This is a genomic window from Paenibacillus sp. JNU01, assembly GCF_059130585.1.
Map to the genome: position 1 here is coordinate 12,539 of NZ_CP169723.1, position 14,449 is coordinate 26,987.

A 14,449-nucleotide genomic window follows, 5' to 3' on the forward strand; every position below is an offset into this window, starting at 1 on the left:
TCATCTGTTCCGTCACGTCATATTGCCGGTTCATTCGACAGTTGGAAACGGGAAACGAAATACCAGATGAGCTCTCGACGTGAGGATACCTTGGTTTTGGCGAAAATCGATTTCAAATGATCCTGAACGGTGTAGACAGAAATATGCATCGCTGCAGCAATCTCTTTGGACGAATAGCTGCGAAGCACATAACCCAGCAGTTCCCGTTCTCGACTGGATAATCCATGGCTCTCGGCAAGCAAGGGCAGCAAATCCTGCGGCATCGCCTGCTCCAAACGAATAGCGATCTGATCTGGTCCTGTAATCTGTTGCATAAGACTGGCATGAAGTATGAGGTAACGGCCATCCGGAAGCTGGATACAGACTTTGGAGGGCGATTTGGGAGTGAGTTGAGTATCGTCAGCCTGTTCTACCCGATTCTTGCGCTGCAAGTGCGAACTCACTGCACGTACCGGGCGGGGCAGAACATCCGGCCCTATATGTTCCAGCATACGCAATTGGGACAGCCAATACTCTGCCGGGGCGTTCAGGGATAAGAGCTGGAACGTATCCGAGGTGATCATAATCCCGGGTTCCTCAGGACTTCCACTCGTGATTTCCTCCACAAGGGTCAGACTTGTGGACCGCAGCATCGATGCAATCGAAGCAGTCCAGGTCTGAATCAGCAACCGTTCTTCTTCTGTAAAAAAAGAATTCTCAGTCTTGCGATACAGCGTCAGATATCCCCAACAAGCGTCTCCACTGACGAATACGGCGCGCAGTTCATCACCGAACCCCGCTGGCTGAAGAATGTTGATATAACGTGGGCTTTGTTCATGCTGTGCGTTTATGGCCGTGTGAAGTGTAGCTGTATGTTCACCACTGCGAATTAACTCAGCGTATTTATGTATATCTTCTTCCATGTATTCATTGATGAATAACCGATCATGAATAGCTTCAATGCCTTCTTCTGTCACAGCTCCAGTGGAGAGAAGAGTCAAAGGATCCACGGTGGTGAAACAGTATGCGTCGTACGGTACAACCGATTGGATCTGTTTGAGAACAGCTTCCCGGTAGGTACGTGAGGTCCAGGTTCCTTTTTCAAGAGAAGTGATAAGTCTGTGGCTCCGGTCAATAGGTGATGTCAACAAGGTTTCTCCTCTCTCTATGCGAATATCCCAATGTTCTGGGATTGTAGGCTCAGCGTATCCTTCTATAATGAAATTAGACGAACAACGAGTCAAGTCTAACTTCAATTCAAGAGGAGTGCGGTGCCCATGAATCACAATCCATCACCGATGAGCTGGGAAACAGCAGATGTTCATCGTTACGAACAATCGATAGCCTTGAAAATTCCGGGTTATTCTCATATGCATGATCTAATGGAACGGCTGCTTGCAGCATGTTTTGCGGATAACAACGAAATTCATATACTTGTTGCTGGAGCTGGAGGGGGAAAAGAATTAGCTCTGATGGGTTCACGCCATTCCAACTGGATGTTCACGGGAGTAGATCCCTCGCTGCCGATGCTGCAACTTGCTGAGAAACGAGTCGCGGAAGCGGGTATTGGCTCCAGAGTGACGCTGCAACCTGTCACGGTTGAAGCATTGCCAGAGGCTGTTTTATATGATGGGGCGACAAGCATGCTCATGTTGCATTTTCTTCAAGGGATGGAGGCCAAACGAGCATTCCTGACAAGTCTGGCAGCGAGGCTTAAACCGGGTGCACCACTGATCATTGCGGCTGTAAATGCCGATCTTCGTTCTCCGGCACATTCAATCATGATGCAAGCTTGGCAGGATCACATGCTCAGTGTGGGTGTGCTTCCTGAAGAGTGGGAGCGCTTTGCTGCTTCCCTGGGCCGTGAATCCGATCCAATATGCTCTGAAGAGATGACTCAGCTACTGACCGAATGCGGTTTCTCACATATTACACGTTACTTCGGGGCGTTCTGGGTGGAGGGGTATTATGCAATTCGAAACTAACGTGAAGCCTATGAAAGATCAGATCTGGGTCGTTGGCGGTTATGGTCAAGTAGGGCAGATGATATGTACTCAACTGGGACGTTTGTTCCCGGGGAAAGTATGGGCTGCGGGTACACGCATGAACCGTGCGGAAGAATTCAGCAGGTCTACAGGTGGTGCGGTACTGCCGCTACAACTAGATGTGACCAAACCTGTGGAGCCGTCCATGCTACGGTCTGTGAAGCTGGTCATCATGTGTGTCGATCAGAGTGATACCCGGTTTGTTGAATCCTGTGCACAAGCCGGAACCGATTATATTGATATTTCTGCAAAGTATGATTTTCTCGCTCAGGTTGAACAGCTGCACACCACAATGCAACATTCCAAATCGACCGCAATACTCAGCGTTGGACTATCACCGGGAGTAACAAACTTGCTTGTACGCGAAGCGACCATGCATATGGATCAGGTGGAGGAAGCAGACATTACCGTGATGCTGGGACTTGGAGAGAAACACGGAAAAGCAGCCGTGGAGTGGACGGTTGATCAGATGAATGCCACCTACCAGGTGATGCAAAAGGGCAAGCCTACGGAGGTGCAAAGTTTCGGAGATGGCAAAAGGATCGATTTTGGAGCGGAATTGGGTAACCGGAAGGCGTATCGATTTAACTTTTCGGACCAACACGTGGTTGCTCGGACCTTACGTATTCCAACCGTATCGACCAGACTATGCCTGGATTCCCGCTGGATCACAACATCCATGGCAATCTCCAAACGTATAGGGCTGTTTTCCCTGCTGCGTATCCCGTCTATTCGGAATGGAACAGTGAAGGCCTTTGGTCTTATTCCTGGAGGAGAGCCGATGTATGCGGTCAAGGTCGATGCCATTGGGTGGGAAAATGGGGAACGAATCCGCGTCGAACAATTGCTTGTTGGCGATAAGGAAGCAGATGCAACAGCAGCCGTAGCAGCAGCTGTGGCCGAACATGTATATAAAATAGAGTCAGCTTTGCCGCATGGTGTGTTTCATATCGAACAGATTCTCTCGTTGCAGGACATTCAGGATGCACTTCATACGCCACTAAAGGTGACGACCAGGATCACCTAGTTTCATATTCTTTTGCTGGCACCCTCCGATCTGCTATGATGTAACAATAATCATGGCATGAATGGAGGGAGATCATGAACTGCGTTGCTGTATTACCTTATTACAAAGTACAGAGAGAAGTGACGGGTCTCGCCCAAGAGATTGAAGTGAATGCCCGTTCGATGATTCTGTATTCAGATAAAATCGTGACCAAATACCGTGAGTTCAACATCACGGAAGTGTTTGATATGTCATTTCGCCGTATGGGTAATGAAGGTGGATTTTTCTATCTGCACACGAGCACTGGAGTATATCCATATATGGTCGAAATTGATCCCAAACCTTTTATACAAAGTTTCAGAAAGATGACGATTCAAAAATTAAAATGACTTGACCTTGCCGTTACGTGAAGGCTTAACCTCGGATATGGAAGGAACGATAACCAATTCAGAGGAGCTGTGAATGTAATGAGTATACTGATTCAGCAAGCTACGATTCTAACGATGAAAGATGCCGATGCCCCCTTTACGGGGGATATTCGTGTTGAAGGAGATCGCATTACGCAGATTGCTGACCACATTTTGCCTCAACCGCAAGATGAGATTATTGATGGCCGCCATAAGATTGCCATGCCGGGTCTCATTAATGCCCACCAACATACACCAATGAGCCTGCTCCGGGGATTCTCGGATGATCTGAAGCTGATGGACTGGCTCGAACGCAAAATGCTGCCTGCTGAAGCGCGGATGAACCCGGAAGATATCTATTGGGGAGCTAAGTTATCCATCGCCGAGATGATCCGTTCGGGTACCACTGCCTTTGCCGATATGTACATTCATATGAACGAGATTGCCGAAGTGGTCAAGCGAACAGGTATCCGGGCATCGCTCACACGCGGAATGGTATTCATGGAGGACGATGGGGGACGCAGGTTGCAGGAAGCGATTGATCTTGTAGAGCGCTGGTCTGGAGCCGCCGATGGGCGAATTACAACCATGTATGGACCCCACTCTCCTTACACATGTCCCGTAGAGCCACTCCGTGAAGTCATTGCTATGGCTGTCAAGGAGGATATCCCGCTGCATATTCATCTGGCTGAGACGAAAGAGGAAGTCGTGAAGATTCGTGAACGTTATGGCATGACCCCAACGGAGTATTTGGAAGAGGCGGGGATATTCGAACAGGCACATGTGTTGCTTGCGCATGGTGTGCACCTCAATCGAAGAGACATCAGCAGATTGAAGGGTATGCGTGGTGGTGTAGCACACAATCCGGTCAGCAATCTGAAGCTGGGGTGTGGAATCGCTCCGATTACCGAGATGTTGGCCCAGGGGATTAACGTGGGGATCGGAACCGATGGAGCGGGAAGTGCCACAACCGTGGATATGTTCGAGGAGATCAAAGCAGCGACTTGGTTGCAAAAGCTGGACTACGGCGATCCCACACGCTTGCCAGCCAAGGACGTTCTACACATGGCTACACGCGGAAGTGCTATTCTGCTTGGTTTACAGGATGAAGTGGGTGTACTTGAGGTGGGGCGCAAGGCGGATCTGATCCTGATCGATCTGGCGAAACCACATCTTCAACCGGTACATGAAGTAGAATCGTTACTGGCTTATAGTGTAAACGGTGCGGATGTGGATACCACGATTGTGAACGGTCAGATCCTCATGCAAGGCAGGAAGTTGTTAACGATTGATGAGGATGAACTCTACCGTGAGGTGAAGGTTAGAGCCAAAAGGATTGTTGAGGGAATTTAATTTTTAGTGAATTTAATCCAAACTGGAAAAATATTTGTGCTCAAAACGCTATGGAGGCTTACTCCATGGCGTTTTTTGTCGAATTACAACTGGGAATAGTTCCATGGTCCTGTTCAGAATTGGTTCAGAATGACTCGTTATACTGAGCGTGTAGTTGTTCAAATTAGAAATGTACACGAGGAGGAACATGAATTGAAGGGGAAACAAAACAAAAAACGGCTTAAGCCAATATTGAAAAAAAGCATGTTGACTGCGCTCGGATTGGGCATTGCATTGCCTATAGGTGGAACGCTTCCGCAGGCTGACGCAGGTGCAATTGGTCCGGTAATAAACATTTCACAACCTGTTCTTAATGATGGCATCAACTGGTTAAGTTATTCATCGAAACCAAATGATCCTTCTTTACGCGATGTGCCCATCGAGGTGACCATCAATAATATCATCAGAATCAATCTAAGTACACAATTTCGATCCGATGAGTATAGCCCGCCTACAGCCAGCTCAAGTGATAGCAGTATCGCTGAGGTGTATGTAGAAACCAGACAAGATGAGAATATGCCAACACCTGAGAGCACATTGGTGGTTATTCCTCGCCAAAGCGGCAAAATCAGCATCGAATTAAAAGCGAATTATATGATCTCTGGTGCACCAGAGACTGTTACGGATAACATTGAGCTTTACATTAGTAAAAAAGGGGATGTAAATGCAGACGGAAAAGTGAATTCCCTGGATGCATCTGACCTTTTCAGTTATCTTCGTAACATGATGACTCGCCGCAGCTTTTCTTATGTAGAGATGAACCGAATGGATGTGGATCGTAATATGGAACCCACTCTGGGGGACATGGATGCTTTGTTAAAAGGATACAAAGGCAAAACACTTGGCGGAAAAAACAATGACTATGTGTTGACCTTCAAGCAAGTAGATGATGCGCCGTATGTACTAAATGGTGAATTGATGAATGCCATGTTAATTGGAAATGAAATTGGGGTTCGTCATTATATAATGGATATTGATTACAATGATTCCCTTAATACTCCTTCTTACCAGTGGTACCGCGCGACAGAAGCTACGGGAGAAGATATGCTGCCAATCGAAGGGGAAACAGGAGCACAGTATACCGTTAAAGAAGAGGACGAAGGTTATTATCTTGTGCTCGAAGTTATTACTCAGTCCACTTGGGACTCCAATACGGAGCCTAGAAAAGTATACATTGTTGGAAAAGAAAAAATACAACACCTTGATTAATTCATTTTTTTTAATTTGGATAAGGAATAACAATACTTTTTCTATCTTTACCATACGATCTATTAATTGATACAGACATGGAGGCTATTACATGTTTCAACCGAAAAAGAAACGTCCCAGAATCAGAAAAACAATGTCGGGTCTCATTGCACTGACATTACTCTCTTCACTCATATTGCCAAATGTAGCTGGAGCAGAGCCGGTAGAAGCAGCTCAAGTACAATTCGCAAATGTAAGCGTACAGGCAGGGCAGAGCGTTCATGTACCTGTTGCATTGAAGAAATCCTATTTCGGAGTGAAAGCTTATAATATGCAGATTGATTATGATACGTCTGCACTGGAAATTGTTCGGATCACGCCTAAATCCATCAACGCCAACACCATATCCTCCAATGAAGAAGGTGTAGCAGATTTCCAGTATGAAATCAATAATGCAGAAGGCTGGGTACGGATCATTTGGGTTGATTTTTCTGGAGGGAACAATCCAATTGTAGATGAACAACAAATGTTTGATATCGAGATCAAAGCCAAAAACAATGCGACGCCGGGAACAAAACAGCTCTCTGTAGATCAAACGGATTCAGAGCATTGGCATTTTACGAATGTTGAACATCAGAGCTACACTCAATTGTCCGGTGGAACCATCACAATTACAGCAGCAAACTCGGGCGGTGGTAATTCTACACCTAATCCAGGTTCCTCCTCGGGAGGGAGCGTATCGCCAACTTCACCAGTGGTTACACCTGTTCCTTCTACTCCAGCGGTAACCAAAGGTGTAGACATCTATGTGAACGGACAGAAACAGGAACAATCTGCTTCGGCTACCACATCAACGGTAAACAATCTGGTTACCACCACTGTTCACGTGGATAATGACAAAGTCATCAATCAGATTGGAAGTGGACTAAGAACACTACTGCTGCCGATTACAGGTACTGGCAAGGATGCGGTCGTTGGTGAACTGAACGGCAAACTGGTTAAAACGATGGAAGGAAGTAATGCCGAAGTTGTGATTCAGACAGACAGTGGTACGTACACCCTCCCGGCAAATCAGATTCAGATTGATCAGGTTCTGAACCAATTCGGAAGCACTGTTCCACTCGAAGATATTACCATTCAAATCGCTATTGCACCTAGTGCTGCATCCAAGCAATCAGCCATTCAGGCCGCAGCGGACACGATGCAGAATACTACGGTGGTTTCAGCTCCAGTTGATTTTGAAGTAAAAGCCATCTGGAATGGACAACAAGTCAATGTGGATCGTTTCAACTCTTATGTAGAACGCTCCATCACATTGCCTGAGGGAGTAGATGGTTCAAAGATTACGACTGGTGTTGTGCTTCAGCCAGATGGCAGTCTTCTGCATGTGCCGACGAAGGTTATCAAAGGAAATGGACAAGATTCTGCTATTATTAACAGCTTGACGAACAGTACTTACGCCCTGATCTATCACCCGACAACATTCAGTGATGTAACGAGTCACTGGAGCCGTGATGATGTACAGGATCTGGCATCCCGTCTGATCGTACAAGGAACCGGTGAGAACGTATTTGCGCCAGACCGGAGTATTACGAGAGCGGAGTTCACGGCTGTTCTGTTAAGAGGTTTGGGTCTGCACTCCCCGATTAGCACAGAAGCGACATCATTCACGGATGTGAAGACAGGCAGCTGGTATGAGGATGAGGTTCAAACTGCCGTGTCCTACGGCTTGATCTCAGGTTATGCTGATGATAGCTTCCGTCCTAACAGCGAAATTTCTCGTGCTGAAGCGTTGACGATTGTGTCACGTGCGATGAAACTGGTCGGTCTGGCACAGGCCGACGCGTCAGAGACAACAAGTCTGCTGAGCACATATAGTGATAGTGCTAAAGTACAGGCTTGGGCTGCAGAGCCGGTTGCTTCGGCAATTAAACAAGAACTGGTACAAGGTGCTGATGGCAAATTGATGTCAGAAGCAGATATTAGTCGTGCGCAATCGGCGGCGATTGTGAAAAGGCTACTGGCAAAAGCCGGATTAATCTAAACGATATAAGTTGAACTAAAGATTATTTACACAGACACTACGATGACAGAATAGTAACGAAATAAGACAACCCGAGTCCTTATATCTGAGGATTCGGGTTGTCTTGCACCTACACTTACTTGAAATGATTTATTTCAAGCAAAGCTGTAGGTGTTTTTTACATATCGTTCTTTTGAACCACTCCTACAGGCCAATGGCCCAGTTCATTATCAGTTCATACAGATTTGGTACGATATGAACATCAAATAGATAGATATTGTGCTTGATCAGGAGAGGAAGAGATCCATATGAAAATACTAGAAGTCAAAAATGTGAAGAAGTCATACACCTTATATGGAAAAGAAAGAGTTCCGGTCCTCCACGGTTTGAACCTGAGTTTTCAGACGGGGGAATTTGTCTCTATCCTTGGTGAATCTGGCTGCGGTAAGTCGACACTGATGAATATCATTGGTGGGATGGATTCCGATTATGAAGGGGACGTCGTTGTTCGTGGCAAGAACTTAAGTGCCATGACAGAGAAGGAAATGGACGATTATCGGAAGAATAATATCGGCTTTGTCTTTCAAAATTTCAATCTGATCCCACATCTGTCCGTCCTCGAAAATGTGACGATTGCGATGCAAATGACGGATACCAATGAAAAAGAGCGAAATCAACGTGCCGTTGAAATATTAACAGAGGTTGGACTGAAGGATCATCTGAACAAACGTCCCAACCAGTTATCCGGAGGTCAGAAGCAACGGGTTTCCATTGCACGGGCTTTATCCAACAATCCGGACATTATTCTCGCAGATGAACCGACAGGCGCGCTGGATCGAGAAAACGGAGATCAAATCCTGGCCCTACTCGACAGCATAGCTCAAAAGGGAATGCTTGTGATCGCCGTAACTCATTCGCAGAAAGTTGCTGACTCCGGTACACGTATTGTGAAGGTAGAAGAGGGGCGCATCAGTGATGATATTCATCTCAAAGATCCTTCTACGACTGTCTACGAAAGTGGTCAAGGTTCTTCCCGTAGCCTGGGCTTGCTTGCTTCCTTCAAGATGGCACTCAAAAATATGAAACTCAACGCCAAGCGTAATGTCCTGGTCGCTTTAGGTGGATCTATAGGTATATTAAGTGTACTCCTGATGCTTTCCTTGGGGAATGGGATAACGACGTATATGAACGACGAAATCAATTCAAGTATGGACCCTTTGCTTGTGGATATAACCAAGCCGAGTGAAGAAGCCAAAGACATGCAAGGTCCCGAAGCCTTGATGGCAACAGGTGAACCGTTCACCGAAGCTGATATCGAGAGGATTCGCAATTTTCCTAATGTGGATCATGTAGAGACAATTACGACCATTACAGGCCAATCAACGATGGTGAATGAAAAACAAAGTGTGGGACTTACGCAGTTAACGACATTAACGGATGCTTTTGATCCCGCACTGATGACAACGGGAGTTCTCCCGGCAGAAAATGAGATCTTGTTACCCCTTGATACGGCGAATAAATTAAGCGGAAATGACCAAGCTGATTCCATGATCGGTAAGTCCGTGCTTCTATATATCAATGAGATGGATAGCAATAATAAACCAGTGACTTTGGAGAAAGAAGTAACCATCTCAGGGATCTACGAAGCGGCAGATCAACGATCTCCAATGCAACAATCCCCGGGATACATCTCATCAGAGACGTTAGAGCAGATGTTCTCGGACAAAGGAATATCAATTGGACCGATTCAGGTTAATGCCTATGCCACCGATATGAAATATGTAAATGATATCAATGAAGCTGCTGTTGACGCTGGCTTCGCAGGCTCCCAGATGGCCAAGGTCATGGAGAATATCACGACTTACGTAAGTATGGCTTCCATTGTACTCGCGGGTATTGCAGGCATTTCGTTGATCGTATCCGGTATTATGATACTGGTTGTACTCTATATTAGTGTCGTGGAACGCACGAAAGAGATCGGAATACTGCGGGCAATTGGAGCGAGAAAGAAGGATATCAAGCGAATATTCTTCTCGGAATCTGCTTTATTAGGCGTATTTAGTGGTATTATTGCGGTAATCTTTGCAGTGATCATAAGTTATGTGTTAAATATACTTCTGGACAATGCGTTTGGAGCAAAACTGATTCATCTCTCGGGATATTACATCTTGTTTGGTCTCGTGGTAAGTACAGCGATTAGTATCGTGGCTGGTTTGATGCCATCATCAAAAGCGGCGAAACTGGACCCGATGGAATCCTTGCGATACGAATAAAACGAATGGCGGAAAGGATAATGGCTACATGAACACGATTCTGGTGGTGGACGACGATTCCCATATCCGCAAATTAATCCGAATCTATCTTGAAAAGAATCAATTTTCCGTGCTGGAAGCAGCAGACGGTCAAGAGGCGTTAGATCTTCTCTCTCATACGAAAGTTGATCTGGCGATTGTAGATGTAATGATGCCTCGAATCGACGGCATTGAATTGACAGAAGATATCCGATCCTATCTGGATATTCCGATCCTGATGGTCACCGCCAAGGGAGAATCCAAGGACAAGGTCAGAGGATTTAATGCCGGGTCAGACGATTACCTGGTTAAACCTTTTGATCCTGTGGAGTTAATCCTGCGTGTAAAATCGTTATTGAAACGATATAACAAAAGTTCATCGAATATCATTCAGATCAGCGGTGTAACGATTGATTTGGGTAATCTGATGGTCGTTGCGGACGGACAAACGATTGAATTGAAAAAGAAGGAATGTGAATTGTTATTTTCTCTGGCGAGTTCGCCAGGGAAAATATTCACACGTACACAGCTTATCGATGATCTATGGGGCATCGATTATGAAGGCGATGAGCGTACAGTCGACGTGCACATCAAGCGGTTAAGGGAACGGCTTGAACCTGTACCTGAACTGGTAATCTCAACGATAAGAGGACTTGGATATCGACTGGAGCGGGCATGAAGATGCTGAGAAAGAGCCTGCGACTTCGAATTGTAGCTACCTTTATCGGGATTGTTCTGGTGAGTTTGATTCTCTCCTTTATGATCAATAACGGGTCCCGCGAAAAAGCGCCGAATCGTTTTATGGTTACCTTTGCTGAAGACATCGCTACAATGATTAACCTGATCGATGATCCGGAAAAAGTGAAATCAAGCTTCGATATCTTTGCCCGCTATGGCTTAAATATCACGCCCGTGAATGAACAAAGTGACGTGTTGTCTTCCTTGCCAGAGGATAAAGTTCATTCGTTATTTGAGGCGGGGACAACCGATGCCATGTTTATATCCAGTAAAGATGGCATTGCGACCATAGGTGTTCCCGGAACAAACGAGGGGATCGGCACATTTCTGATACAAAGCGATTTCTCTTCTCTTTTTCACACACTGCGCAACACGCTCTTAACCTCACTATTAACAGTACTGGTCATTGGTAGCCTATTAATCCTGTTCATGTCCGGGTACATTGTGAAACCGATTAAGAGGTTAACGGTTGCTGCGAAGGAGATGTCATCAGGTGACCTGTCTGTTCGCTTGAAACATAATAATCAGGATGAGTTCGGGGAACTGATGGAGAGCTTTAATCATATGGCCAGTGAGTTGCAAAAAATCGATTCGGTTCGTGATGACTTTGTCAGCAACGTCTCTCATGAAATGCAGTCTCCGCTCACTTCGATCAGGGGATTTACCAGAGCACTGCAGGATGGTGTTATTCCTTTGGAAGAGCAGAAAGAGCATCTGGATATTATCTATGAGGAAACGCTGCGCTTATCGAGGCTCAGTGATAATCTGCTTCGGCTAGCCTCGCTGGATTCGGAGCATCATCCGGTTCATTTCACCACGTTCCAGGTCGATGAACAATTAAGAAGGGCGATCTTATTGGCGGAGCCGCATTGGTCGCAGAAGGATATACAGATCGAATTGGACTTGTTGCCCTGCGAGATCACCGTGGACAAAGATTTGTTTGATCAAGTCTGGCAGAATTTAATAAACAATGCGATCAAATACACCGGTCCTGAGGGTACCATTCATGTCGAGATTGAGACGTCATCTTCATTCGTGAAGGTATTGATTAGAGATTCTGGACAAGGAATACCTGCGGAAGCCCTCCCGTATATCTTTGATCGATTCTATATGGTGGACAAAGCGCGAAGCAGCTCACTTCGAGGCAATGGGTTAGGGTTGTCCATTGTGATTAAAATTTTGAAATTGCATCAATGTACCATTGATGTAGAGAGCGAAGTTGGAAAAGGTACGCAGTTTATAGTCACGATTCCCAGATCGGTTATCACATCTTAGGCAACCCAGAATTGAAAGCAGCAATATGAATACAATCGGCTCCTGTACGTTCAGGATTCAGATTGCTTCATATTGCTTTTTTTTGATTCTAGGATACTCAACAAAATTTCATATATAGTTTTGTTTAGCAGTGAATCATTTGATAAAATAGAAGAGACGTTATGTGAATCTATGAACTTAATCAATTTATCATACACAGAATGGAGCCATTCAATGAACTATCGCAATATGGAAGATTGTATTAACGATCTGGAGCAGCACGGTCATTTGATTCGGGTCAAAGAAGAGGTTGATCCTCATCTGGAAATGGCAGCCATCCATATGAAAGTGCACGAGGCTAAAGGCCCGGCATTGTTATTCGAAAATGTAAAAGGCTCGAAGTTCCAGGCCGTATCGAATCTCTTCGGCACGGTGGAGCGAAGCAAATTCATGTTCCGGGGGACGCTCGAAGGCGTACAACGGGTCATGGCTGTTCGTGACGATCCGATGAAGGCGCTTAAGACGCCGTTTCAACATGTCCGCACTGGTCTTGCCGCATGGCAGGCGCTGCCGAAACAGAAGTCTATCAGTCTACCCGTGTCGGCACAAGAGATTCAAATCTCGGATCTTCCCCTAATCAAACACTGGCCCATGGACGGTGGGGCATTCGTGACACTGCCGCAAGTGTATTCCGAAGATCCAGATAAACCCGGCATCATGAATTCGAACTTGGGAATGTACCGGGTTCAACTGAATGGCAATGATTTTGAAATGAACAAAGAAATTGGATTACACTATCAGATTCATCGAGGAATTGGTGTACATCAAGCCAAAGCGGTCAAAAAAGGAGAACCACTGAAAGTCAGCATTTTCATTGGGGGTCCACCAGCACATACACTTTCAGCCGTTATGCCTCTGCCAGAAGGACTTAGTGAGATGACATTTGCCGGTTTGCTCGCCGGACGTCGCTTCCGGTACAGTTACAAGGACGGATATTGCATCAGCAATGATGCTGATTTTGTCATCACGGGTGATATCTACCCAGGCGAGACGAAGCCGGAAGGACCGTTTGGGGATCACCTGGGTTATTACAGCCTGACACATGAATTCCCGTTAATGCGTGTTCATAAGGTCTATGCCAAACCTAATGCCATCTGGCCATTTACGGTTGTGGGTCGTCCGCCTCAAGAGGATACGGCATTTGGTGATTTGATACATGAGATTACAGGGGATGCCATTAAACAGGAGATTCCGGGCGTTAAAGAAGTGCATGCGGTCGATGCGGCAGGGGTCCATCCATTACTGTTCGCCATCGGCAGTGAACGGTATACGCCTTATCAGACGGTGAAACAGCCAACAGAGCTGCTTACGATTGCCAACCGAATTTTGGGTACAGGTCAGCTCAGTCTGGCGAAGTACCTGTTTATAACTGCTGAGGATCAGCAGCCTCTGGATACCCATAAGGAAGTCGAATTCCTGACCTATATCTTGGAGCGTATGAATATGCAGCGAGATATTCATTTCCACACCCATACGACGATTGATACGCTGGATTACTCCGGTACAGGACTGAACAGCGGTAGCAAGGTTGTGTTTGCCGCATATGGGGACAAGGTTCGGGATCTGTGTACGGAAGTTCCGGAGTCTTTGAAAAACATACGCGGATATGAAAATCCACAGCTCATCATGCCGGGCATCGTCGCAATCCAGACATCAGCCTTCACAAGTTATGCGGATACAGCGCAGGAGATGCAAGCATTCACGTCTCTATTGAAAGAACAGGGAGGTCTGGACTCTTGCCCGATGATTATCCTCTGTGATGACAGTTCGTTCCTGAGTGCTAATCTCAGTAACTTTTTGTGGGCCACGTTTACCCGGAGTAACCCTTCACATGATATGTATGGAGTTAATAGCGGATATGACCACAAGCATTGGGGTTGTGATCAGGTGATTATTGATGCGCGGACCAAACCTCACCAGGCACCGCCACTGATTCCCGATGCTTCGGTTGAGAAGAGCATTGAACGTTTATTTGTTAAAGGGGCAAGTCTGGGTTCAATCAAAATCTAATACGAGTTGTCTTAAAGAAGTTCAAACGGAGCGTTTGAACTTCTTTGGCTTGCTCT

Annotated in this window: 11 protein-coding genes; 10 read left to right on the plus strand and 1 reads right to left on the minus strand. The window is 46.1% G+C overall.

Going from position 1 to position 14,449, the window contains the following annotated elements:
* Window positions 1-17 precede the first annotated feature (17 nt).
* Window positions 18-1,127, minus strand: coding sequence for a helix-turn-helix transcriptional regulator (locus NLBNIHML_RS00060; RefSeq protein ID WP_494353452.1), 1,110 nt, complete (start codon window positions 1,125-1,127; stop codon window positions 18-20).
* 129 nt (window positions 1,128-1,256) lie between these two features.
* Here NLBNIHML_RS00060 and NLBNIHML_RS00065 point away from each other — a divergent pair, with 129 nt between their 5' ends.
* From NLBNIHML_RS00065 to NLBNIHML_RS00110, 10 genes are all read left to right on the plus strand, one after another.
* Window positions 1,257-1,964 (plus strand): class I SAM-dependent methyltransferase, encoded by a 708-nt coding sequence (locus NLBNIHML_RS00065; protein WP_494353453.1) that lies wholly within the window; start codon window positions 1,257-1,259, stop codon window positions 1,962-1,964.
* Entirely contained in the window at window positions 1,948-3,051 is a 1,104-nt protein-coding gene (locus NLBNIHML_RS00070; RefSeq protein ID WP_494353454.1) for a saccharopine dehydrogenase family protein, read from the plus strand. The genes NLBNIHML_RS00065 and NLBNIHML_RS00070 overlap by 17 nt, the downstream gene beginning before the upstream one ends.
* A gap of 74 nt (window positions 3,052-3,125) precedes the next feature.
* Complete coding sequence (locus tag NLBNIHML_RS00075; protein ID WP_339242124.1) at window positions 3,126-3,419, plus strand: hypothetical protein; 294 nt, start codon at window positions 3,126-3,128, stop codon at window positions 3,417-3,419.
* 78 nt (window positions 3,420-3,497) lie between these two features.
* The gene (locus NLBNIHML_RS00080) at window positions 3,498-4,790 is read left to right on the plus strand and encodes an amidohydrolase (RefSeq protein WP_494353455.1); all 1,293 of its coding nucleotides are present in this window, start codon (window positions 3,498-3,500) and stop codon (window positions 4,788-4,790) included.
* A 192-nt stretch (window positions 4,791-4,982) separates the two neighbouring features.
* Window positions 4,983-6,038 carry a dockerin type I domain-containing protein gene (locus NLBNIHML_RS00085; RefSeq protein ID WP_494353456.1) on the plus strand — a complete coding sequence of 352 codons (1,056 nt, stop codon included), beginning with the start codon at window positions 4,983-4,985 and terminating at the stop codon, window positions 6,036-6,038.
* A 91-nt stretch (window positions 6,039-6,129) separates the two neighbouring features.
* Window positions 6,130-8,061: an S-layer homology domain-containing protein gene (locus NLBNIHML_RS00090; protein ID WP_494353457.1), complete on the plus strand. Its 1,932-nt coding sequence runs from the start codon at window positions 6,130-6,132 to the stop codon at window positions 8,059-8,061.
* A 287-nt stretch (window positions 8,062-8,348) separates the two neighbouring features.
* A complete protein-coding gene (locus tag NLBNIHML_RS00095) occupies window positions 8,349-10,313 on the plus strand; it encodes an ABC transporter ATP-binding protein/permease (protein WP_494353458.1) in 1,965 nt (654 codons plus the stop codon).
* A 28-nt stretch (window positions 10,314-10,341) separates the two neighbouring features.
* A complete protein-coding gene (locus NLBNIHML_RS00100; RefSeq protein WP_339260783.1) occupies window positions 10,342-11,010 on the plus strand; it encodes a response regulator transcription factor in 669 nt (222 codons plus the stop codon).
* Window positions 11,011-11,012: 2 nt separating this feature from the next.
* Entirely contained in the window at window positions 11,013-12,344 is a 1,332-nt protein-coding gene (locus NLBNIHML_RS00105) for a sensor histidine kinase (RefSeq protein WP_494353459.1), read from the plus strand.
* A 213-nt stretch (window positions 12,345-12,557) separates the two neighbouring features.
* Window positions 12,558-14,393, plus strand: coding sequence for a UbiD family decarboxylase (locus tag NLBNIHML_RS00110; protein WP_494353460.1), 1,836 nt, complete (start codon window positions 12,558-12,560; stop codon window positions 14,391-14,393).
* The last annotated feature ends 56 nt before the right edge of the window (window positions 14,394-14,449 follow it).

Bases quoted from the DNA above. Each gene is read 5' to 3' on its own strand.
- NLBNIHML_RS00065 (WP_494353453.1), top strand. From the start codon at position 1,257: ATGAATCACAATCCATCACCGATGAGCTGGGAAACAGCAGATGTTCAT.
- NLBNIHML_RS00070 (WP_494353454.1), top strand. From the start codon at position 1,948: ATGCAATTCGAAACTAACGTGAAGCCTATGAAAGATCAGATCTGGGTC.
- NLBNIHML_RS00075 (WP_339242124.1), top strand. From the start codon at position 3,126: ATGAACTGCGTTGCTGTATTACCTTATTACAAAGTACAGAGAGAAGTG.
- NLBNIHML_RS00080 (WP_494353455.1), top strand. From the start codon at position 3,498: ATGAGTATACTGATTCAGCAAGCTACGATTCTAACGATGAAAGATGCC.
- NLBNIHML_RS00090 (WP_494353457.1), top strand. From the start codon at position 6,130: ATGTTTCAACCGAAAAAGAAACGTCCCAGAATCAGAAAAACAATGTCG.
- NLBNIHML_RS00095 (WP_494353458.1), top strand. From the start codon at position 8,349: ATGAAAATACTAGAAGTCAAAAATGTGAAGAAGTCATACACCTTATAT.
- NLBNIHML_RS00100 (WP_339260783.1), top strand. From the start codon at position 10,342: ATGAACACGATTCTGGTGGTGGACGACGATTCCCATATCCGCAAATTA.
- NLBNIHML_RS00105 (WP_494353459.1), top strand. From the start codon at position 11,013: ATGCTGAGAAAGAGCCTGCGACTTCGAATTGTAGCTACCTTTATCGGG.
- NLBNIHML_RS00110 (WP_494353460.1), top strand. From the start codon at position 12,558: ATGAACTATCGCAATATGGAAGATTGTATTAACGATCTGGAGCAGCAC.